The sequence below is a fragment of the Polaromonas sp. UC242_47 genome (assembly GCF_044452385.1).
In the GTDB taxonomy this organism is placed as follows: domain Bacteria; phylum Pseudomonadota; class Gammaproteobacteria; order Burkholderiales; family Burkholderiaceae_C; genus Polaromonas.
Genome location: NZ_JBIOAO010000001.1, coordinates 3,877,199 through 3,898,242 on the forward strand (window position 1 = coordinate 3,877,199; position 21,044 = coordinate 3,898,242).

Genomic DNA, 21,044 nt, shown 5'->3' on the forward strand with positions numbered 1-21,044 from the left:
AACGCCCACTCGACTGCTTCAACCATGTACAAACTTGTGCTCATCCGCCACGGCGAATCAACCTGGAACCTGGAAAACCGTTTCACCGGCTGGGTCGATGTGGACCTGACACCTACCGGCGTGAAACAAGCCATCGCCGCCGGGCAATTGCTCAAAAAAGAAGGTTACGATTTCGACGTGGCCTACACCAGCGTGCTCAAACGCGCGACCCGCACACTCTGGCACACCCTCGACGAGATGGACCGCACCTGGTTGCCGGTGGTGCATAGCTGGCGTCTCAACGAGCGCCATTACGGCAACCTGCAAGGACTGAACAAGGCCGAAACCGCCAAGAAATACGGCGACGAGCAGGTGCTGGTCTGGCGCCGCAGTTACGACACACCGCCGCCGCCCCTCGAAGCCAACGACCCGCGCTGCGAACGCGACGACCCGCGTTACGCCAAGCTCAAACCCGGCGAGGTGCCGCTGACCGAGTGCCTGAAAGACACCGTGGCCCGCGTCCTGCCTTTCTGGAACGAAGCCATGGCCCCGGCCATACGCGCCGGCAAACGGATTGTGGTGGCCGCCCACGGCAACTCGATACGCGCCCTGGTCAAATACCTGGACAACATTGCCGACGAAGACATCGTGGGCCTGAACATTCCCAACGGCATTCCGCTGGTCTACGAACTGGATGCCGACCTGAAACCCCTGCGCCACTATTACCTTGGCGACAGCGAGGCGATTGCCAAAGCCGCGGCCGCCGTCGCCGCCCAGGGCAAGGCCTGAAAAAACCCTGCCCCGTGAGGGCTTTTCGCCGCGGCCGGCGCCTGTTTCATGTCAACCCACGGTAAAAGCCGGCAGGATTTGAAACATTTCCGGCCGCAGCCCACGCCGGAGACGGGAACCGCCGGCCAAGGCCTTTGTCCTGGGTGTATATTGGTTTAAATTCTGTGACAACTGTCTTTCAAGGCGAATGAAGGTTTTTTTATGGGTCAGAAACTCAAGATAGCAGGCTGGATCTCCGTCGGCGCGGTGGCTGGCGCCCTGACCACCGTGCAATTGCAGGCTGTCGCACGCGGCGGGATCAGCCCCCTGCCCCTGGAAGAACTGCAGCAACTGGCCGCGGTTTTCGGCATGGTCAAGACAGACTATGTCGAGCCGGTGGACGAGAAAAAAACTCATCTCCGACGCCATCTCCGGCATGGTCGCCAGCCTGGACCCGCATTCGGTGTATTTCGACAAAAAATCCTTCAAGGAATTCCGCGAAGGCACGACCGGTCGTTTTGTCGGCGTCGGCATCGAGATTTCGCAGGAAGACGGCCTGGTCAAGGTGGTATCCCCCATTGAAGGCTCACCGGCCGATCGCGCCGGCCTCAAGCCCAACGACCTGATCACCAAAATCGACGACACCGCGGTCAAAGGCCTGTCGCTCAACGAAGCCGTCAAGAAAATGCGCGGCGAGCCCAAGACCAAAGTCGTGCTGATGATCTTCCGCAAGGATGAAAACCGCACCTTCCCTGTGACCATCACGCGTGAAGAAATCCGCACCCAGTCGGTGCGCAGCAAGGTGGTCGAACCGGGTTACGCCTGGATTCGCCTGAGCCAGTTCCAGGAACGCACGGTCGAGGACTTTGTTTCCAAGCTGGAGCAGATTTACAAGCAGGAACCCCACCTCAAAGGGCTGGTGCTGGATCTGCGCAACGACCCGGGCGGCCTGTTGGATGCCGCCGTTGCCGTGTCAGCCGCCTTTTTGCCCGAAAACGTCACCGTGGTGTCCACCAATGGCCAATTGGCGGAAAGCAAGTTCACCTACAAGGCCGCGCCCGAGTTTTACCAGCGCCGCAATGCCGCCGATCCGCTCAAGCGCCTGCCCGCCGCCCTCAAGACCGTGCCGCTGGTGGTGCTGGTCAACGAAGGTTCTGCCTCGGCCAGCGAAATTGTGGCCGGCGCCCTGCAGGACTACAAACGCGCCACCATCATGGGCAACCAGACCTTCGGCAAAGGCTCGGTGCAAACCGTGCGGCCGCTGGGCCCCGATACCGGCCTGAAACTCACCACAGCCCGCTATTACACACCCAGCGGCAAGTCGATCCAGGCCAAAGGCATCGTGCCTGATGTGATGGTGGACGACACCCTGGAAGGCAGCCCATTTGCCGCCTTGCGCACGCGTGAAGCCGATCTGGAAAAACACCTGGCCAGCGGCCAGGGCGCCGAGGTGAAAGACCCGGGCCGTGAAAAAGCCCGCGAAGAAGCCCTCAAGCGCCTGGAAGAAGAGTCCAGAAAGAGCCCCGAGCAACGCCGTCCGCCCGAATTCGGCAGCGACAAGGACTTCCAGCTCGCACAAGCCCTCAACCAGCTCAAGGGCCGCCCCGTGCTGGTCAGCAAAACCATGGTTGAGCGCAAGGAAGAGAAGAAAGAAAACTGATCCTCGATCAGCCACCCGCCGGGGCGCAGGCCGCAAGGTCTGCAGCCCTGGTTCTTTCCTGAACCATCGCCCGCACGTCCGGGTACGCCCGTCCATGAACGATACCCAGTTGCTGCGTTATTCCCGCCACATCCTGCTCGATGAAGTCGGGGTGGAAGGCCAGAACCAATTGCTGGCCTCACACGTCCTGATGGTGGGTGCCGGCGGCCTGGGTTCTCCGGTCGCGCTGTATCTGGGCAGCGCCGGTGTCGGACGAATCACCGTGGTGGACGACGACCAGGTGGACACCACCAACCTGCAGCGGCAGATTGCCCACACGCTCGCGCGCGTCGGGCAGTTCAAAGCGCAGTCGGTGCAGACGGCGATTGCCGCCATCAATCCCGATGTCCAGGTTGTACCCGTCACCCAACGCGCCGATGCGGCCGTGCTGGACGAACTGGTGCCGCAAGCCGATCTGGTGCTGGACTGCAGCGACAACTTTGCGACGCGCCAGGCGATCAACCGGGCCTGCGTGAAACACCACAAGCCGCTGGTCTCAGGTGCGGCCATTCGGTTTGATGGCCAGGTGGCGGTGTATGACCCGCGCCAGGACAACGCGGCCTGTTATGCCTGCGTGTTCCCCCCTCTGAAGCCGTGGAAGAAGCCAACTGCGCCACCATGGGTGTGTTTGCGCCGCTGGTGGGCATTGTGGGCACCGTGCAGGCGGCCGAAGCGCTCAAGCTGCTTTGCGGCATTGGCCGGCCACTGACCGGCCGCTTGTTGATGCTGGACGGCCGCAACATGGAGTGGAACGAAGTGCGCATCGCCCGCAATCCCGCTTGTCCGGTTTGCGGCAGCCGCGAGGCCCATTAAGAGCCTGTTCCCGACGGCCGCTTATTTGACCGCGGCAGTGGCCGGGGCAGGTTTCTCCGGCGGTTTCACCGGACTGGCCATGGCCAGCACACGTTCGCAATCAGCGTCTTTGCCTGGGCCGGTTTCCACCGTCGCCGCTAGGGCCAGCAACGGATTGATGACACCCAGCAGCACAGCGATACCCCGCCCGGCCCGCCAACGCGGCCTTGTCCGGAAAGGCCGACGGCGCGGCAAACGTGCCTGTGATTTTCAAGGGGGAGCGCAGACTCAGGATGCTGTGATCCTTGGGTTGCGGGTACAGCACCAAATCCAGCGTTTCATGGGCCAGACTGATCTGGCCTTTGCCGTTGATCACCGTGTCGGAGGTGTCCAGCAAAATCGCCCGGCTGCTCATCAGACCCTGCTTCACGTCAAAGGCCGCAGCCGCGCAGCGCAAATTGACGTTTCTGTCGCCTTCCACCAGGAATTTGATGATCTCGCCACCGTCCAGGCCCATGAATTCAAGAAGAATATTGCTGAGTTCGCCCTTGCCCATTAGCAAGGCCACCGTGCCTGACGAAGAGCCCAGCACTTGCGCGACGGAGTTGCCGTGCCCCGTCAGGTCAATCCGGCCATTGAGTTTGCCCAGACTACCTTCGGTTCGCTCGATGTGGGGAAAAAGTCGGTTCAGCTGCAAGGTACGGGCATCCAGCCTGGCCTGCACCATGACGGGCTTGGCATTCGCGTCAAGGCGAATCTGGCCGACCAGTTTGCCGCCCGCCACACCCATGTCCAGCGGGTCCAGTTGCAACACACCGTCTGTCAGGCGGATATGGGCATCGAGGCGCTCCAGCGGCAGCCCCTTGGCATTTTTGACCTCGTCTACTTTGTAGAGGATGTCGGCATTCATACTGCTCAGACGCGCCAGGTCCAGCGTCGCTGAGGGCAGCACTTTGCCGGCGGCCTGCACCTGTTTGGCCGCCGACGAGGGCTGGCTCTTGGCAATGGTTTTGGTGGTCTTGCCCGACCGGTCGGACGGCACCCCCACCAGCGGCCCCAGGTCCTCGAAATCCAGCGCCCTGGACTGGAGTTTGCCGGACAACAAGGCGAGCCGGTCCGAGCGGTCGTAAACCAGGTTGCCGGAGATATCCGACTGCCCCAGACGCCCCTGAAGGCCCGCCACCTTCCACACTGCCCCCTGCTTGGCCAAGTGCCCACGCAGGGCATAAGGCGGTGTGTCCGGCAACACCACCCCCAGCAGGTTGTAGAGGTCGGCCCAGGTCTGGCCCTTCAGGTCAAAGTTGAGGTCCAGGCCGTCCAGCGCCGCCAGATTGCCTATGCTGCCACTGGCCTGCAAACTCGTACGCCCGGCACTGGCTTTGATGTCGACCGGAAAAGGATGGGCCTTGGTGTCGCTCAGCTGAAGCACGCTGCCGGTCCGCCCTTGGGCCAAAAAGGCCTCTTTTTTCCAGGTGCCGCGTGCCTTGTAGCTCAGCGGCATGGCCTGCGCCGGCGTGGTGGCCCCTGGCACGGCGCCGGCCGTATCGGTGATGACAAATTCGGCTTTGATGTCGGCCCCCTGTGCTTGTGCCAAGTAGTTGAGTGTGCCCTGGTCCACCAGCAGCAAATCAACCACGGGCACAGTGCCGGTGTCCGCCGTATCCTTACCCAGCGCCCAGGTGCGTCGCCCGTCGGCCTGCATTTGCAGGCCAAACACCGGCTGGCGCAGACTGACCCGCGGCAACTCCACCTGGCCACGCAGCAGGGGCCAGAGCTTGATATCCAACTCCGCAGCCTCGGCTTTGACCAGATAAGGATCGCGTGCCCAGGCCGGGTTGGCAAACTCGATGCCGTCGGCCATCACGCGGGACGTCAGCCCCAATTTCACATCAAGGCGGCGTGTGATCTCAAAGTGCCGTCCGGTCCGCTCGCTGACATAACGGTTGACCGGACCACGCAACCAGTCCCACGGAAAAAATACCACGACCAAGACCAGTACCAGCAAAAGTGCCGCAACACCTGCGGCCATCCAGCGCCACCACACACGACGTGTCCGGGGAGCGGCTTGTTGGGAAGGGTTCATAGGTGGTGCATGCGATTCTTGTGGGGGAAAACAAACAGGCGCCGACAAGGAGGTCGGCAGCGAAGAATCGGGTTTTAAGGCGATGGCGGAAAAATCCGTGATTGATGCAGTTTCTGCCGTCAACGGCAGATAAACCATCGGTTACAGCCATGGCCTGCTGTCAGCGTGTACCTACAGACAGGCTTGTAGGAGACGTCCTACGTCCAAGCCACCCTCGCCCTGTCAAAATCTGTTCGCCGCCTTGGATACATTAGTTAACAAGCGTATTTCATCAGGCAACAACCGTCACAACCGCGCCTACAGCTGCTGAAGTCAGTATTCAGCCTTTCGATTGAAGATCAGTGGGACTCAAAACTTATATCGTCGAAGACAACGCCACGATCCGTGACAACCTCATCGCCACGCTTGAAGAACTTGCAAACATTGATGCAATGGGCACGGCGGAAACGGAAAACGAGGCCAAAGCATGGCTCAAGGATAAAGACCAGTCCTGGGATCTGGCCATCGTGGACCTGTTCCTGAAACAAGGCAGCGGGTTGGGCGTGCTGGAAGCCTGCCGCAACCGCCTGGCCCATCAAAAAGTGATTGTGCTCAGCAACTACGCCACGGTGGATATCCGCAAGCGCTGTATCCAGCTCGGCGTGGACGCTGTTTTTGACAAGTCCAATGAAATCGACGCGCTGGTGGACTATTGCGTGGCGCAATACGAGTTACGCGGCGCCGCCAATTGATCAGTCGATCAACTTGTTCTTCAGCGCGTAATAGGTCAGGTCGCTGTTGGACGAGAGACTCATTTTTTCCATCACACGGGTTCTGTAGGTGCTGACCGTTTTCACGCTCAGGGACAAGGCTTTGGCGATGTCACCTGCGGTTTCACCTTTGGCCAGTTTCAGGAACACCTGAAACTCACGCTCGGAAAGTTGCTCATGGGGAGTTACATCATTTTTACGATTCAGTTGCTGCGCCAGCAACTCGGCCACGGCCGGCGTGATGTAGCGCTTGCCCAGCGAGATCACACGAATCGCGTTGACTATCTCCATCGGTTCGCACTCTTTGTTCAGGTAGCCGCTGGCGCCCTGGCGAATCAGGTTCACCGCGTAATGTTCTTCCGGGTAGCCGCTGAGAATCAGAATGCCGACGTCCGGCGCCTTGGCGCGAATCATGGCCAGGGCATCAATGCCGCTCTGGCCGGGCATGGACAGGTCCATGACCAGAATGTCCAACTCCACGTTGCGCACCAGGTCAATGGCTTCGCGGCCACTGGCGGCTTCACCCACCACGCGCAAATCGACCTGGTCGGAAAAGAACTGCTTGAGTCCCGAACGCACAATGGCGTGGTCATCGACAATGCCGATTTTGATCATTTCATTTCCTTGGTTGTCAGGCCGGCGCTGCCAAATGGCACGCAGCTTCAACGCAGTCCGGTGTTGTCCCGGGCTTTTGTTATCAATAGCGATTATTCACGATTAATCGATCATAAAACCGAGCGGAGATCATGATGCGATGGTTTGTTATACCCAAGATGGCGATCAGCCTGCCCCTGGCAGTCCTGGCGGCCGCCATTTTGATTTTCATCAACGAAGCCGGTTTTCGCCTCTCCACCCAGGCCGCCACCAGCATTGAAGCAGCGCAGGAAACGCGGGGCGCCGTCAACAAGTTGTTGCAACATATGCTGGACGCCGAAACCGGCCAGCGGGGTTATCTGCTGACGGGCGACCCCAAGTACCTGGTGCCTTACGACGATGCCACCTCCGACCTCAACCAGACCCTGAACACCCTGCGCCGTCTTTACACCCCTTACCAGGAAGAACTGGCGGAATTTGGCGAGCTGTCGCGCAATGTGTCACGCAAGCTGGCGGAAATGGACTTGAGCGTGCGCATGCGCAAACAAGGCAACGAGGAAGCCTGGAAGTTTGTGCTGACCACCGATGTAGGCATGGAGCAGATGAATGCCATCCGCAGCCAGATCACCAAATTGATCCAGTCCAGCGACCTCAAAATGCGCACGGCCCAGGCCCAGATAACACGTTCGCTGCAACTCTCGCGCCTGGGCATCGCCCTGATGGCGCTGGCAGGCTTGCTGGCGTTTTACATGTACCTGCGGCAAACCCGGGCCTTGCTGGACGCCGGTCGGCGCGAGCAGGCCTCTCTGCAGCGCGAGCGCGATCAGTTGGACAAGGAAGTGCGGGACCGTACCGCCACACTGGCCGAGCTGGCCACCCACCTGCAACAGGTGCGGGAAGACGAACGCGGCCACCTGGCCCGTGAACTGCACGATGAACTCGGCGCCCTGCTGACGGCGGCCAAACTCGACGTGGCCCGCATCAAGTCGCGGCTGGGCGTGATTTCGCCCGAAGCCACCGAACGCCTGCAGCATCTGGTCGAAACACTCAACAGCGGCATCGCGCTGAAGCGCCGCATTGTGGAAGACTTGCGGCCTTCCTCCTTGTCGCACCTGGGCCTGGTGGCCTCGCTGGAGATTTTGACGCGCGAATTCGAGGACCGCTCGGGGCTCAGCATCACCACCGATCTTGAAATGGTGGAGCTGGGCGGTTCGGCCCAGCTCACGGTGTACCGGCTGGTGCAGGAGTCGCTGACCAACATGGGCAAATACGCCGAGGCCCAGCACGCAGACGTCAGCCTGCACAACTTTGACGGCTACATCACGGTCGAGGTCAAGGATGACGGCAAGGGTTTTGACAGCACTCAGGCCCGGCCCACCAGCCACGGCCTGACCGGCATGAGGCATCGGGTGGAAGCTGCGGGCGGCCGGCTGACGGTCACCTCCAGTCCCGGGCAGGGCGCGCGCATTTTTGCGGTCTTGCCCAAAAGCGCTTTGACGCCCTGAGCCGGCGCTCAAAAAAGCAGCGCTCACACGTGCCGCAACACGCGTGCATACATCGCGCTCCGCCACCGAAGACTGATCGGTAGCGTCCTACACCACGCCATCACACCGGCCGACAGGGCCAACCGGCCCTCACCGATGAGCCGATGGATGACTGCCGCGTAACCTTGCGGCAGGTGTTTGAATTGCGAGCGCCGTAACCCGGGCCTCATCCCGCAAGGAGATTGACATGCTGCACTATGCCGTTGTGTTCCTGGTGATCGCGTTGATTGCCGCCGTGTTTGGTTTTGGCGGTATCGCGGCCGGCGCCGTCGAAATTGCCAAGATTCTGTTTGTCATCTTTGCGGTCATGGCTGTCGTCAGCTTCGTGATCGGCCTGATGAAAAGAAACTGACATCCCCCCTGTTTTGCCATAAAGGATTTTCCCCATGAAAACGCCAAACCCTGACCTTCCATCGACCCAGCAAACCCTGTCCACCACGCGCCAACTGTCCGACCAGGTGCTCAACGGCGTCGAACATGCCGTGGACCAGGCGGAAAGCAAATTCGGCCAGTTGCGTGGCAGTGTGGACCCCATGGTCGACAAACTCGCGAGCCAGGCCCAAAAGCTGGCGCGCCAAAGCCTGGACATGGCAGCCGAAGCCCGCGAACGGGCACAACAGTCTGTGCACCGTTATGCCGACGCCACCACACGTTACGTGGCCAACGAACCGGTCAAGTCCGTGCTGATTGCCGCGACCGTGGGTGCGGCGCTCGCGTGGCTGGTATCGGCTGTGCGCCATCGCGATTCCCGTTGACCGGTCGAGACCAGGCGGGCTTTGATACCCCAGGCCGGCCACACAGCGGCTTGTGATCCATCCCTTACGCAAACCGACCGGCGTGGTGCCGTCAGTCGGCCAGCTTTCCAACTCAGCGCACCACCCTAAATCCAGAACCCTTCAGGAGAATTCATGAAATACGCTCGCGCCATTGCATTCGCCGCCCTTGCCGGCATCACCATCATCAGCACCGGCTGCGCCGTGGGGCGCGGCCAGGAGACGGCAGGCGCCTACATCGATGACGCCGCCATCACCACCGCCGTGAAAGCCAAATTTGCGTCCGACAAGTCGGTCTCCGCCACCGCCATCAGCGTGGAAACCTTGAACGGCACGGTGCAGTTGTCCGGCTTTGCCAAATCGGCCACCGAGAAATCCCAGGCGGAAACCCTGGCACGCGACACCAAGAACGTGCGTGCGGTGCGCAACGACATCGTGGTTCGTCCTTGATCTAGCCATCACGCAACCAACCCGGGCTGGCAGGTTTGCCAGCCTGCGCGCAGGGTCCGTCGTCAAACACGACTGGCCCTGCTTTTTTATGCGCCGGATTTGTTGAGCGAGGGCTTGGATGCACCACGCGACACGCATAAAAAAAGCCCCTGCCTGGTACCCGGCAGGGGCGGTCGCGTGCGGGTGATCAGCTGGCTTTGATGACCAGTTGGTTGTTGACCGAGGTCACACCCTTGACCTGTTTGGCGATGTCGGTCGCCCTGTCTTTAGCGGCCGCCGTGGGCGCCGGGCCATTCAGGGTTACCACGCCGTCCTTGGTGTCCACATTGATCTTGGTGAGGCTCAGGTCCGGGTCTTTCGCCAGACCGGTGGAGACCGAGGTGGTAATGGCAATGTCGTCGATTTTTTCAGCCATCGCGCCAGCGGCCTTGCTCCCTGCCGCTTCGGCCTCCTTGGTGGCGTTTTTCATGGCATTGCCGGCACTGTCCATGGACGCTGCGGCTTTGTCTTTGGCGGCCTTGGCCGCCTGCTCGGTTTTGGCCATGCCTAAATCGATACTTTCACCAACGCTTTTACCGCTGTCCTGCTTGTTGCAGGCAGACAGCGCCAACAACAGGGCCATGGAACAGGCCACCGTCAGGGCCGTTCGGCTGCTGGGGGTCAGATGGGAATTCATAAAAATCTCCTGAAGAAGGATGAAACAACGTGCCGCGACTAGATCTTGTCGATCATTTTTTTGGCGGCATCCTTGAGCTGCTCTTTGCTATCGCCGAAAGTCGCCTGGGTTTTGCCCTTGATCTGCTCGCCCAGGCCTTCCACGGCCAGCTTGTCGCTACCGGCGACACGCCCGGCCACTTCTTTGGCCTTGCCTATCGCCTGGTCCACACGGCCCTTGACTTGATCTTTGTTCATGGCGTTTTTCCTTTGACTTTGGAGATGACAGCGGCTGGCCGACATGGCCGGCACCTTCTCAATATAGGCAGACGGGTGGCGGCAGGCCGTCAGCCTGTGCGGAATTTCCTGTAGGACGGCAGGCCACTGGCGGCCTGCCCGCGACATCAGGTGTGGCAAGGCCCATGGCGCTGGCGAAACACCCGTGGCGGCACGGCCGCGGGATCGGCAAACAGGCCGCGCCGCGCGGCTTGCGCCTGTACCTGCAACGCCTGATAAGGGCCGCCGCCCGACCAGGCCTGGCCCCGGCCCACCATCCAGCCGGCGATGTCTTCACCGCCCAGGTGAAGGCTGGCCACGGTCCGGCCATAACTGTCACGGCGGCGCGGCGACACCGTTACCATGCGGCCCGACACCCGTTGCGCCAGGGCCGCACGTGCCGCGACACCACCGGCCTGACAAATTTCGGGGGCGTCCATGCCGTGAATCCGGATCTTGACCGGCGGGCCGCCTTGCGCGGGTGCCACCCACACCGTGTCGCCATCCGTGACATGTGAGACTTTTCCGGCCCAAGCCCAGACCGGACGGGCGCAAACAGCTATCAGAACAATAGCGACACTGAACCAGGTCCGGGCCACGGCCTCAGCCCATCACCTGGCGCAGGCGGGCACCGCGGCGCCGGTCGGCCTTGGGCAGCTCGGTGTGGGCCAGCACCATGTGGTCGGCACGTTGCTGCAAGGCGTCCAGCGCCTGGTCCAGCTGCTCGACCCCGGACGTGGACAACGCCGCCAGCAGGTCGCGGTTGATCTCCGCCACCAGCGGAAACAACGCTGCATACAAGGCACGACCTTCCGCCGTCAGGGCCAGCATGGCCTGGCGCCGGTCACCGGGACGGGTGTCACGTTGCAGCAGTTTTTTGCCAACCAGCGAGGTGATGGCCTTGGAGGTGCGCGCCCGGTCCAGTTGCGCACGTTCGGCCAGTTGCGAGGACAGCAGGCCTTCGTCCTGGGCCAGCAGGGCCAGGATGCGCCATTCGCGCCGCGTGATGCCGAAGCGCCCTTCACACAGGCGTATCACCAGGCTGCCGGCCACACCCAGCAAACGGCTGATGCGATACAGCAACACATCGTCCAGCGCGGCGGGTTGGACTAGGCGGCAAGGCAGGGGCATCAGGGGTAAATACCGAGAATGATTGATTAGAACAATCAATTGTCCGGGGATTAGCATGGCCGTGCAAGCTGGCGCGAGCCGGGCTCACCCATCCATGGTCCCAAGGAGATGTTCATGCTGAAAACAATCAAGCACTGCCTGACAGTGGCCGTGGCCGCCGCCGCGCTCTCGGTCCACGCCCAGCCGCTGGACGGCCCGCTGCGTATCGTGGTGGGTTACGCACCGGGCGGCTCCAGCGACCGGGTCGCCCGCATCGTGGCCGACAAGTTACAGGCCAAACTCGGCGTGCCGGTGATTGTGGACAACAAGGCTGGCGCCGGCGGCCGGCTCGCGGCGCAGCAGCTCAAAAACACGCCCGCAAACCAGAACGTGTTGATGCTGGCCAACCCCGCCGTGATGGTGGTGGCGCCGCTGGTCTTCAAGGACAACGGTTACGACGCCGAGCGCGACTTTGTGCCGGTCTCACATGTCAACAATTACGAATTCGCCGTGGCGGTCGGCACGGCCATCCCCGTGCGCGAGTTGTCGCACCTGATCGCCTGGCTGCGTGTCAACCCGGGCAAGGCCAACTTCGGCGTGCCGGCCACCGGCAGCCTGCCGCATTTCTTCGGCCTGATGGTGGGCCAGAAAGCCGGGGTTGATGCCCAGGTGGTGGGTTACCGCGGCTCGGCGCCGCTGCTGAACGATCTGATGGGCGGCCAGGTGGCCGTGGCTTTCGACACCTTTGACACCGTGTTGCCGCAACACGAAGGCGGCAAGATCCGTATCCTGGCGGTTTCCAGCGCCGAACGTTCGCCACATGCGCCCAACATCCCGACCTTCAAGGAGGCCGGCATGGACCTGGTGGCCACGGGCTGGAACACCTTCTTCGCGCCCAGCAGCATGCCCAAGGCCAAGGTCGAGATGTTGTCCAAAGCCATCCGCGAAGTCATGCAAGACCCCGACACCGTGCGCAAATTCAACGACAGCAAGATGACCGCGGTGGTCAGCACACAGGCCCAGACCCAGGCCATGCTCAAGGCCTTCCGCGCGCAGTGGGCGCCGGTGGTGAAGACCTCCGGCTACCAGCCCTGATCCCAGACTTTCGGAATTGCCATGAACCTCCCTTCCTTGACTTTGTCTTCGCGCTGCCACCCCTTCGCCGCGCTGGCTAGCCTGTGCCTGCTGGCCGTGCTGGCTGCGCCGGTCCAGGCACAAGCGCTGTACCCCAACAAACCGGTGAAGCTGCTCAACAGCTTCCCGCCCGGCGGGCCGTCCGACATCCTGGCGCGTTCGATCGCCGAGGTCTTGCAAACCACCCTGAAGCAGCCTTTTGTGGTCGACAACAAACCCGGCGCCAGCGGCAACATCGGGACCGACCTGGTGGCCAAAAGCCCGGCCGACGGCTACACCGTGCTGATAGGCATAGACACCACCTTCACGGTCAACCCGCACATCTACAAAACCATGCCTTTCAAGGTCAGCGACTTCAAGCCGCTGATGGTCATGGCCTCGTCCGGCCTGCTGGTGGGCATGCAGCCGGCCACCGGCATCAAGACCATGAACGAACTGGTCGCCGCCGGCAAGACCCGGCTGCTGAACTTCAGCTCGGCCGGCAGCGGCAGCCCGGGTCATCTGGCGGTCGAGGTGTTCACCGACGCCACCAAGGTCAAGCTCAACCACATTCCCTACAAAGGCAATACCCCGGCCGTGACGGCCATCCTGGCCGCCGAGGTGGACGGCGGCGTGTTGGCCACGCCCGGCATGTTGCCCTATGTGAAGGCCGGCAAGATCAACGCCCTGGCGGTCACCAGCCGCCAGCGCTCCAAACTCGCGCCCGAGCTGCCCACCGTGGCCGAGGCCGGCTTGAAGGAACTGGAGCAGGAGGTCTTGTACATCGCCATGCTGCCGGCCGCCACGCCGGACGCCGTGGTCCAGACGCTGCAGCGCGCTTTTGCCGAGGCCCTGGCCCGGCCCGACGTGCAGGCCCGCATGGCGAACCTGGACTTGCACTATGAGGGCCTGACCGGCAGCGCCGCAAGCAAACGCCTGGCCGATTTGTCGGAGCGTTACAGCCGCACCATTCGCGCCACCGGCATGAAGGTTGAATAATGAAACGCCCCAACATCATTTTTATCGTCGCCGATGACCTCGGTTATGCCGACCTCGGCTGTTACGGCGGCCGCGCCCCGGTCTCGCCGGTGCTCGACGGCCTGGCCGCAAACGGCCTGAAATTCACCCAGGGTTACGCCAACTCACCGGTTTGTTCACCCACCCGTTTTGCGCTGATGACGGGCCGTTACCAGTACCGGCTGCGCGGTGGCGCCGACGAACCCATCAACAGCAAAAGCCGCGGCAGCGCGGTGTTGGGCCTGCCGCCCGAACACCCCACCCTGCCCTCGCTGCTCAAGGACAGCGGCTACCGCACCGCGCTGATCGGCAAATGGCATCTGGGTTACCCGCCCTCCTTCGGTCCGCTGCGTTCGGGCTACGAGGAATTTTTTGGACCCATGTCGGGCGGGGTGGACTACTTCAGCCACTGCGACTCGTCCGGCCGGCACGACCTCTGGTTCGGCGAGGAAGAAAAACAGGAAGACGGTTACCTGACCGATCTGCTCTCGAAACGCGCGGTCGATTATGTGGACCGCATGGCGCCCGGCGCCCAGGACGGCACACCTTTCTTCCTGAGCCTGCACTACACCGCGCCGCACTGGCCCTGGGAAACCCGCGACGACGCGGCGCTGGCGCCCCAGGTCAAGGACAACCTCTTCCACCTGAGCGGCGGCAACATCCACACCTACCGCCGCATGATCCACCACATGGACGAAGGCATAGGCCAGTTGATTCAGGCGCTGGAAAAAAACGGCCTGGTCGAGAACACGCTGGTGGTCTTCACCAGCGACAACGGCGGCGAACGTTTCTCCGACAACTGGCCGCTGGTAGGCGGCAAGATGGACCTGACCGAAGGCGGCATCCGTGTGCCCTGGATCGCGCACTGGCCGGCGAGAATCGCTGCGGGCGGCATCAGCGAACAACATTGCATGACCATGGACTGGTCGGCCACCATGCTGGACGCGGCCGGCGTGCGAGCTGCCCCCCACTACCCGCTGGACGGTATCTCGCTGCTGCCGGTGTTGCGCGAAGCCGGCCACAGTTTTCCCCGGCCGCTGCACTGGCGCATGAACCACCGCGGCCAACGCGCTTTGCGCGACGGCGACTGGAAATACCTGCAGGTTGATGGCCACGAGTACCTGTTCAACCTTCCGGCCGATGAACGTGAACGCGCCAACCTGGCCCAGCGCGAACCCGAACGCCTGCAAGCCATGCGTGCCGCCTGGCAGGCCTGGGAGGCCAGCGTGCCACCGATTCCTGAGGACGCCACAGTGAGTCTGGGTTATTCGGTCAAGGACATGCCGCAGCGTTAACCCGCCGGTGCCGGCTCAGTCGCTACCGTATTGATAGCTGCTTGCGCAAGTGGAATAAGGGCTGGATCCCTATTTCTTCAACGAATGGACGTCACCAGCCCCTCAGGCGCTGACAATCCAGCCTTCCAGCGGATCAACAGCCGCTGGCAAGCCGTAACAGGCGGCGCCCTGCTCATGCTGGGTTTGCGCCCAGGCCGCCTGCATCAGGCACAAAACCGCGTCCAGGCTGTCGCCGCTGGCATCGTCGACCAGGGTGTCGCGCTGGGCATGCGTCAGTTTCAGACGCAGAGCCAGCCGGGTCTGGCCCATTTCCAGTGCGGTGATCAAGTCCTTGCGGGCGATCAAGCGCTCCGGCGTCTGTTTGGACTTGTCGTCACTTTTGTAGGAACGCTGGCCCAACACTTCCCGCGCCAGCAGGCCGGGATAAGCTTCCAGCGCCACCCGCGCGCGGTCGCCATCCAGCAAAGCCGGCAGATGTACGCCGGCAGCCAGCAGGCGCGGCACACCGGCATGCAGCATATAAGCCACCGGCGGATTCACCCATTTCATGGACGGGCTGGAACCGGCCGGCAGGTCGGTGGCACGGTGGGCAAACTTGCCGCCCACCGGGCGCGCGGCGCAAAATGCGGCAAAGGTGTCACGGATCTCGGCGCGGCTCAGCGCTGCGTAGTGGCGCATGCAGTCCGGCCAGGCGGTCGGCCAGCCGAGTTGTGCCACCAGTTCACGCGGCAGGCCAAAGGGAAAATCAAAAGCGCCCAGCCAGGCCAGCGGCTGGCGCAGCCAAACTTCGAAATCATCCAGCGACTCGATGCGTTCCAGTTGGGCAAGCTGAACCCGCCCGTGTTTGCTGGACCCGCAAGCCAGAACAATGGGTTTTCTGCGTGTGGGCGCGCTGGAAAAATCACAACCTATCAGCAAGGGTGTGGCATGTGACATGGGCGTCTTTCCCTCAGCCCAGCGCCAGCGCCATCACACCCACCGCGATCAGGGCCGCACCCAGCAGACGCTGCAAGCGGTCGCCCTCGCCCAGCAAATGCCCGCCTATCAGCGCCGCAAACAACATGGACACCTCGCGCGCCGGCGCCACATGCGAGAGCGGCGCCGTCTGCATCGCGTACAAGACCAGCACATACGACACTGGGCTGATAGCGCCGACCAGCAGCGCGTATTTCCACTGCTGGCGCCACAACCGCAGCGCTGCCGGCATGTCGTGCAAAACCACAGGCGCCAGCAAGCCCAGGCGCACAAAATTGCCCAGGTAGTCGAGCAGGATGGGCGACATCAGCAAAAACTTCACGGCGTAACCATCAACCACGGTGTAGCTCGCAATAAACGCCCCCGTAAGCAGGCCGTAAATCATGCCTTTGTGCACACGCCGGCGCTGTTCCGGGTCGTGTGCGGCGCGCATCAAACCAGGACCGCCGGCGATCAGGAACACACCACCGACCACACCGGCAATACCCGCCAGACCCATCGCGGAAATCTGCTCGCCCAGCAAGACGATGGCCACCATGGAGGACAACAAGGGGCCGGAGCCGCGGGCCAGCGGATACACCACGGTCAGGTCGGCCTTGCGATAACCGCGCAGCAAGACCACGTAATAAAGCACATGCAAGACGCCGCTGACGGCGATAAATGCCCACTCGCGCCAGCCCCAGCCGGGCACCACGCCCCAGGCGGCCCAGAGGCCAACCGGCGCCCAGACCAGCATCAGGACCACGCTGGTGAAAAAAGCAAAACGTGCATCACCGCCGGCTTTTTTGGCGGCGATGTTCCAGCTGGCGTGAATCAGGCCGGCAAGAATAACCAGTGCAAGGGCGGACAGGGGCATGGCGCAAGCGGCGGACGGCGCGCAGGAACGCAGCGCGCCCGTGCAAACACCCGACCAGACAGGGTCAGGTGCGGCCGCAGATGGCGGCGTTGGCCATCAGGTCTTCCAGCAGGGCCAGCGACATCTGGCCCGAAACGGCATAAGGGTCCAGCTCGGGTTTTTCGGAGTATTTCAGCAGGATGGCCGTGTTGACCTTGGCCGCGTTGACCTGGCCCATGGACCAGCCGCCAAAATGGCGCTCGCTGATTTCTTCGTAATGCAGCAAGACCACGTCGGTGTGGCGCGGGTCTTTCTGGATATGGCCAAACAGCTCGCTGACCTGCTCGCGCCCGCCTTCCAGGGCCTGCAGGAAGATACCGCCGCCGTAACACAGGATGCCGGTGATGCCGCAGGCCGGGTTGTGGCTGCGCGACTGCGCCAGGATGGCGTCGGTGACATCGCTGGAGCCCGGTTGGGCCGAGCGGCTGGCGTAGAGAAGGCGTACCAACATCGTGAAGTCCTCAGTTGTTGTTCTTTTTCGGGATCAGCGACAAAAACTCGCGACGCAAGTTGGGGTCCTTGAGGAAGACACCACGCATGACGGAGTTGATCATTTTGCTGTCCAGGTCTTTCACGCCGCGCCAGCCCATGCAGTAGTGGCTGGCCTCCATGACAATCGCCAGGCCGTCGGGCCGGGTTTTGTCCTGGATCAGGTCGGCCAGTTGCACCACGGCCTCTTCCTGGATTTGCGGCCGGCCCATGATCCACTCGGCCAGGCGAGCGTATTTGGACAGGCCGATGACATTGGTGTGTTCGTTGGGCATCACACCGATCCAGAGCTGGCCGATGACCGGGCAGAAATGGTGCGAGCAGGCACTGCGCACGGTGATGGGGCCGACGATGATCAGCTCGTTCAGGTGTTCGGCGTTGGGGAACTCGGTGATGGTGGGGCCGGCCACATAACGGCCCTTGAAGACCTCGTTGAGGTACATCTTGGCGACGCGGCGCGCGGTGTTCTGGGTGTTGTGGTCCAGCTCGGTGTCTATCACCAGGCTGTCCAGCACGCCCTGCATCTTGACCTCGACCTCGTCGAGCAGTTGTTCCAGCTCGCCGGGTTCGATGAACTCGGCAATGTTGTCGTTGGCGTTGAAGCGTTTTTTGGCGGCGGCCAGGCGTTCACGAATCTTGACGGAGACCGGCGTGCCTTCGTCGCTGGCATCCAGACACGACACCAACCCTGTGCCTGCGGCGGGCGACGAGGAAGGGACAGCGACCAGCGTGGCCGCCAGCTCGGATTCGGGCGAGTTGGATTTCATAAGCATGCTCAGATGTTACCAGCCCGACCGGAAACAGTCATGCCCGACGTTTACAAGGGTTTTAGGCCTCCAGCCCTTGAAGGACGGACACAGGTAGCTATAAATTCAGGAGCAATTTAGAGGATGCGAGCGAGCGGCGGGATTTAGCCCGCGCCTGAGCTGCTGATGAACTTTGGCAGCAGCAACACGGCTTCGGCATTCGAGGGGGAATAACACTGGTCGGCAGCGGCCAGGTAAGGCAGCCACTGGTAAGCCGTATGTTCGCGCGCACTGAGGGTGACCACCGTCGCGGCCGGCACACACAGGCTGAACACATGTTCGGTGTTGCGTGTCACGCCGGAGGCGTAGCGGTGCCGCCAGGCCGGGTAAATCTCGTACACATTGGACAGCGCCCAGTCCAACAGGTCTTGCGGCTGGACGCGGATGCCGGTTTCTTCCCAGACCTCGCGCACGGCCGTGTGCAACAAGGGTTCGTCCAGCGCATCTTTGGAGCCGGTCACGCTTTGCCAGAAACCCGGGTGGTCGGCGCGTTCGATCAGCAAGACCTCCAGCGCCGGGGTGTGAATCACCACCAGCACCGACTCGGGGATTTTGAAGTTTGACAAGGTGTCTCCTCGCCGTTCAGCGGCCGGCCGCCATCTCAACCAGCCTGGCCACGGTGTTCATGTTGCGGGCTGTTCCCGCCTGGGCGGCAGGAATCGTCAGCCTGGACGAGGCCATGCCCGCGCCGTAATGGACATAGACCTCCCGGCGCCCCAGCGCGACTTCTTCGCCGTTCTGACCGGACAGGGTCGCCAACACATCGGCGGGCGGCGGCGCATCCAGAAAGATGGCCACGGTGCGCTTGGCCTGGGCTTTGGGAAACGGGTTTTCCGCCAGGACGGTGGCCATTTCTGCGCCGGTTCGCACCAGCACACCGACCGGCTTGCCGCCATGGGTCAGAAGACTGGCTTCCAGCCGCGCCTTCACCTGCGCCGCCGAACGTTCACTGCGAAAAACTACATTGCCACTGGCGATGTAGGTGCGGACCTGCGCAAACCCGGCCTGTTCACACAAGGCCTGGAGTTCGCTCATCAAAAGCTTGCCCGTGCCGCCTACATTCACGGCTCGCAACAGGGCAATGAAGGTCTGCATAAGGACAATGCCACCCAAGCCGCAGGGCCACCGCGAGGCGGCCGCGACGTCAGGTCGGCTGCGGGTTACGCAGGCGAATGTGCAGCTCGCGCAGCTGTTTCTCGTCGACCGGGCTGGGAGCGTGCGTCAGCAAGTCCTGGGCGCGCTGGGTCTTGGGGAAAGCAATCACGTCGCGGATGGACTCGGCACCGGTCATCATGGTGACGATGCGGTCCAGGCCAAAGGCCAGACCACCGTGCGGCGGCGCGCCGTATTGCAGGGCGTCGAGCAGGAAGCCGAATTTCTCTTGCGCTTCCTCGGGACCAATTTTCAGGGCGCTGAACACCTTGCTCTGTACATCGGCCTGATGGATACGCACCGAGCCACCGCCCAGCTCCCAGCCATTGAGCACCATGTCGTAGGCCTTGGAAATGCAGCGACCGGGATCGGTGTCCATCCAGTCTTCATGGCCGTCCTTGGGCGCCGTGAACGGGTGGTGCACCGCGCTCCAGCGGTTGTTTTCCTCGTCGTGTTCGAACATCGGGAAGTCCACCACCCACAGCGGCTTCCAGCCGGCCGTGAACAGGCCGGATTTTTTGCCGAAGGCGCTGAGGCCGATTTTCAGGCGCAAGGCGCCTATGCTGTCGTTGACCACCTTGGACTTGTCGGCGCCGAAGAAAAGGATGTCGCCGTTGGCCGCGCCCGTGCGCTGCAGGATCTCGGCAATCGCGGCGTCGTGCAGGTTTTTGACGATGGGGCTTTGCAGGCCTTCGCGGCCTTTGCTCACGTCGTTGACCTTGATCCAGGCCAGGCCCTTGGCGCCGTAAATTTTCACAAACTCGGTGTAGCCGTCGATCTCGCCGCGGCTCATCTCGGAGCCACCGGGCACACGCAAGGCCACCACACGGCCGCCCGGCGTGGTCGCCGGTGTGCTGAAGACCTTGAAGTCCACGTCGGCCATCACATCCGTCAGCTCGGTGAATTCGAGATTGATACGCAGATCCGGCTTGTCGGAGCCGAAACGGAACATGGCGTCGGCATAGGTCATGACCGGGAACTCGCCCAGGTCGGTGGCCAGCACGGTCTTGAAGATGTTGCTGATCATGCCCTGGAACATGTCGCGGATATCCTGCTCGCCCATGAAGGACGTCTCGATATCAATCTGCGTGAATTCGGGCTGGCGGTCGGCGCGCAAGTCTTCGTCGCGGAAACACTTGGTGATCTGGTAATAACGGTCAAAGCCCGCCACCATCAACAACTGCTTGAACAGCTGCGGGCTTTGCGGCAGCGCGAAAAACATGCCTTCGTTGACGCGGCTGGGCACCAGGTAATCACGCGCGCCTTCGGGCGTGCTTTTGGTCAGCATGGGGGTTTCGATGTCGATGAAACCGTTGGCGTCCAGGAACTTGCGGGTTTCCATGGCCACGCGGTAACGCAGCATCAGGTTGTTCTGCATGTAAGGACGGCGCAGGTCCAGCACGCGATGTGTCAGGCGTGTGGTCTCCGACAGGTTGTCGTCGTCGAGCTGGAACGGCGGTGTCACGCTGGGGTTGAGCACAATCAGCTCATGGCACAAGACCTCGATCTTGCCGCTTTTCAGGCCGTCGTTGACCGTGCCCTCGGGACGTGCACGCACCAGGCCCTTGATCTGCACACAAAACTCGTTGCGCACACCTTCGGCGGTCTTGAACATGTCGGCGCGGTCCGGGTCACACACCACCTGCACATAACCTTCGCGGTCGCGCAGGTCGATAAAAATCACACCACCGTGGTCACGCCGGCGATTGACCCAGCCGCACAGGCTGACGGTTTGGCCCATCAGGCTCTCGGTCACCAGGCCGCAATAGTGGGAACGCATTTGGGAAGTCATAAATAGGTCGCTTGTACTTGTGAGCGCTCGCGCGCTGCG

22 protein-coding genes and 2 pseudogenes are annotated in these 21,044 nt (G+C 62.2%); 11 read left to right on the plus strand and 13 right to left on the minus strand.

The window, feature by feature from the left end; translation table 11 throughout:
* Positions 1–24: 24 nt before the first annotated feature.
* The 3 genes and pseudogenes from gpmA to ACHMXK_RS18810 all read left to right on the plus strand — a co-directional run bounded on the left by gpmA (position 25) and on the right by ACHMXK_RS18810 (position 3,259).
* On the plus strand, positions 25–768 hold the full coding sequence (gpmA, locus tag ACHMXK_RS18800; protein WP_397442043.1) for a 2,3-diphosphoglycerate-dependent phosphoglycerate mutase: 744 nt from the start codon (positions 25–27) through the stop codon (positions 766–768).
* Between the two features lie 201 nt (positions 769–969).
* Positions 970–2,407 (plus strand): annotated as a pseudogene (locus ACHMXK_RS18805) (S41 family peptidase).
* Between the two features lie 94 nt (positions 2,408–2,501).
* Positions 2,502–3,259 (plus strand): annotated as a pseudogene (locus ACHMXK_RS18810) (HesA/MoeB/ThiF family protein).
* Positions 3,260–3,359: 100 nt separating this feature from the next.
* Here ACHMXK_RS18810 and ACHMXK_RS18815 read toward each other — a convergent pair.
* Positions 3,360–5,321: an AsmA family protein gene (locus ACHMXK_RS18815; protein WP_397442044.1), complete on the minus strand. Its 1,962-nt coding sequence runs from the start codon at positions 5,319–5,321 to the stop codon at positions 3,360–3,362.
* A 341-nt stretch (positions 5,322–5,662) separates the two neighbouring features.
* On the opposite strand from ACHMXK_RS18815, the gene ACHMXK_RS18820 reads away from it, so the two are divergent.
* Positions 5,663–6,052 (plus strand): response regulator, encoded by a 390-nt coding sequence (locus tag ACHMXK_RS18820; RefSeq protein ID WP_397442045.1) that lies wholly within the window; start codon positions 5,663–5,665, stop codon positions 6,050–6,052.
* On the opposite strand, the gene ACHMXK_RS18825 is transcribed toward ACHMXK_RS18820, so the two are convergent.
* Positions 6,053–6,685 carry a response regulator gene (locus tag ACHMXK_RS18825; RefSeq protein WP_397442046.1) on the minus strand — a complete coding sequence of 211 codons (633 nt, stop codon included), beginning with the start codon at positions 6,683–6,685 and terminating at the stop codon, positions 6,053–6,055. It lies immediately after the preceding gene.
* A 134-nt stretch (positions 6,686–6,819) separates the two neighbouring features.
* Between ACHMXK_RS18825 and ACHMXK_RS18830 the strand changes: the two genes are divergently transcribed.
* The 4 genes from ACHMXK_RS18830 (at position 6,820) to ACHMXK_RS18845 (ending at position 9,431) form a co-directional block, all read left to right on the plus strand.
* Complete coding sequence (locus ACHMXK_RS18830) at positions 6,820–8,169, plus strand: CHASE3 domain-containing protein (protein ID WP_397442047.1); 1,350 nt, start codon at positions 6,820–6,822, stop codon at positions 8,167–8,169.
* Positions 8,170–8,395: 226 nt separating this feature from the next.
* Entirely contained in the window at positions 8,396–8,560 is a 165-nt protein-coding gene (locus ACHMXK_RS18835; RefSeq protein ID WP_397442048.1) for a DUF1328 domain-containing protein, read from the plus strand.
* 34 nt (positions 8,561–8,594) lie between these two features.
* Positions 8,595–8,963 carry a YqjD family protein gene (locus tag ACHMXK_RS18840; protein ID WP_397442049.1) on the plus strand — a complete coding sequence of 123 codons (369 nt, stop codon included), beginning with the start codon at positions 8,595–8,597 and terminating at the stop codon, positions 8,961–8,963.
* 153 nt (positions 8,964–9,116) lie between these two features.
* Positions 9,117–9,431 carry a BON domain-containing protein gene (locus tag ACHMXK_RS18845; protein ID WP_397442050.1) on the plus strand — a complete coding sequence of 105 codons (315 nt, stop codon included), beginning with the start codon at positions 9,117–9,119 and terminating at the stop codon, positions 9,429–9,431.
* 187 nt (positions 9,432–9,618) lie between these two features.
* On the opposite strand, the gene ACHMXK_RS18850 is transcribed toward ACHMXK_RS18845, so the two are convergent.
* From ACHMXK_RS18850 to ACHMXK_RS18865, 4 genes are all read right to left on the minus strand, one after another.
* On the minus strand, positions 9,619–10,107 hold the full coding sequence (locus ACHMXK_RS18850; protein WP_397442051.1) for a BON domain-containing protein: 489 nt from the start codon (positions 10,105–10,107) through the stop codon (positions 9,619–9,621).
* A gap of 38 nt (positions 10,108–10,145) precedes the next feature.
* Positions 10,146–10,343 carry a CsbD family protein gene (locus ACHMXK_RS18855; RefSeq protein WP_397442052.1) on the minus strand — a complete coding sequence of 66 codons (198 nt, stop codon included), beginning with the start codon at positions 10,341–10,343 and terminating at the stop codon, positions 10,146–10,148.
* Positions 10,344–10,489: 146 nt separating this feature from the next.
* Positions 10,490–10,855, minus strand: coding sequence for a thermonuclease family protein (locus tag ACHMXK_RS18860; RefSeq protein ID WP_397442053.1), 366 nt, complete (start codon positions 10,853–10,855; stop codon positions 10,490–10,492).
* A gap of 109 nt (positions 10,856–10,964) precedes the next feature.
* Positions 10,965–11,492 carry a MarR family winged helix-turn-helix transcriptional regulator gene (locus tag ACHMXK_RS18865; RefSeq protein WP_397442054.1) on the minus strand — a complete coding sequence of 176 codons (528 nt, stop codon included), beginning with the start codon at positions 11,490–11,492 and terminating at the stop codon, positions 10,965–10,967.
* 114 nt (positions 11,493–11,606) lie between these two features.
* Here ACHMXK_RS18865 and ACHMXK_RS18870 point away from each other — a divergent pair, with 114 nt between their 5' ends.
* From ACHMXK_RS18870 to ACHMXK_RS18880, 3 genes are read left to right on the plus strand one after another with little or no spacing between them, the layout of a single operon-like run.
* Positions 11,607–12,566 (plus strand): Bug family tripartite tricarboxylate transporter substrate binding protein, encoded by a 960-nt coding sequence (locus tag ACHMXK_RS18870; RefSeq protein WP_397442055.1) that lies wholly within the window; start codon positions 11,607–11,609, stop codon positions 12,564–12,566.
* Positions 12,567–12,587: 21 nt separating this feature from the next.
* Positions 12,588–13,583, plus strand: a complete 996-nt coding sequence (locus tag ACHMXK_RS18875; protein ID WP_397442056.1) for a Bug family tripartite tricarboxylate transporter substrate binding protein — start codon at positions 12,588–12,590, stop codon at positions 13,581–13,583.
* A complete protein-coding gene (locus ACHMXK_RS18880; RefSeq protein ID WP_397442057.1) occupies positions 13,583–14,896 on the plus strand; it encodes a sulfatase in 1,314 nt (437 codons plus the stop codon). The genes ACHMXK_RS18875 and ACHMXK_RS18880 overlap by 1 nt, the downstream gene beginning before the upstream one ends.
* A gap of 102 nt (positions 14,897–14,998) precedes the next feature.
* On the opposite strand, the gene ACHMXK_RS18885 is transcribed toward ACHMXK_RS18880, so the two are convergent.
* From ACHMXK_RS18885 to aspS, 7 genes are all read right to left on the minus strand, one after another.
* Positions 14,999–15,832 carry a DUF429 domain-containing protein gene (locus ACHMXK_RS18885; RefSeq protein ID WP_397442058.1) on the minus strand — a complete coding sequence of 278 codons (834 nt, stop codon included), beginning with the start codon at positions 15,830–15,832 and terminating at the stop codon, positions 14,999–15,001.
* 13 nt (positions 15,833–15,845) lie between these two features.
* The gene (locus tag ACHMXK_RS18890) at positions 15,846–16,727 is read right to left on the minus strand and encodes an EamA family transporter (protein WP_397442059.1); all 882 of its coding nucleotides are present in this window, start codon (positions 16,725–16,727) and stop codon (positions 15,846–15,848) included.
* 64 nt (positions 16,728–16,791) lie between these two features.
* Positions 16,792–17,217: a BLUF domain-containing protein gene (locus ACHMXK_RS18895; protein WP_397442060.1), complete on the minus strand. Its 426-nt coding sequence runs from the start codon at positions 17,215–17,217 to the stop codon at positions 16,792–16,794.
* Positions 17,218–17,227: 10 nt separating this feature from the next.
* On the minus strand, positions 17,228–18,022 hold the full coding sequence (folE, locus tag ACHMXK_RS18900) for a GTP cyclohydrolase I (protein ID WP_397442061.1): 795 nt from the start codon (positions 18,020–18,022) through the stop codon (positions 17,228–17,230).
* Positions 18,023–18,165: 143 nt separating this feature from the next.
* Positions 18,166–18,627: a dihydroneopterin triphosphate diphosphatase gene (gene nudB, locus ACHMXK_RS18905; protein ID WP_397442062.1), complete on the minus strand. Its 462-nt coding sequence runs from the start codon at positions 18,625–18,627 to the stop codon at positions 18,166–18,168.
* 16 nt (positions 18,628–18,643) lie between these two features.
* On the minus strand, positions 18,644–19,156 hold the full coding sequence (locus tag ACHMXK_RS18910; protein WP_397442063.1) for a DUF1697 domain-containing protein: 513 nt from the start codon (positions 19,154–19,156) through the stop codon (positions 18,644–18,646).
* A gap of 49 nt (positions 19,157–19,205) precedes the next feature.
* A complete protein-coding gene (gene aspS, locus ACHMXK_RS18915) occupies positions 19,206–21,005 on the minus strand; it encodes an aspartate--tRNA ligase (protein WP_397442064.1) in 1,800 nt (599 codons plus the stop codon).
* Positions 21,006–21,044 lie beyond the last annotated feature (39 nt).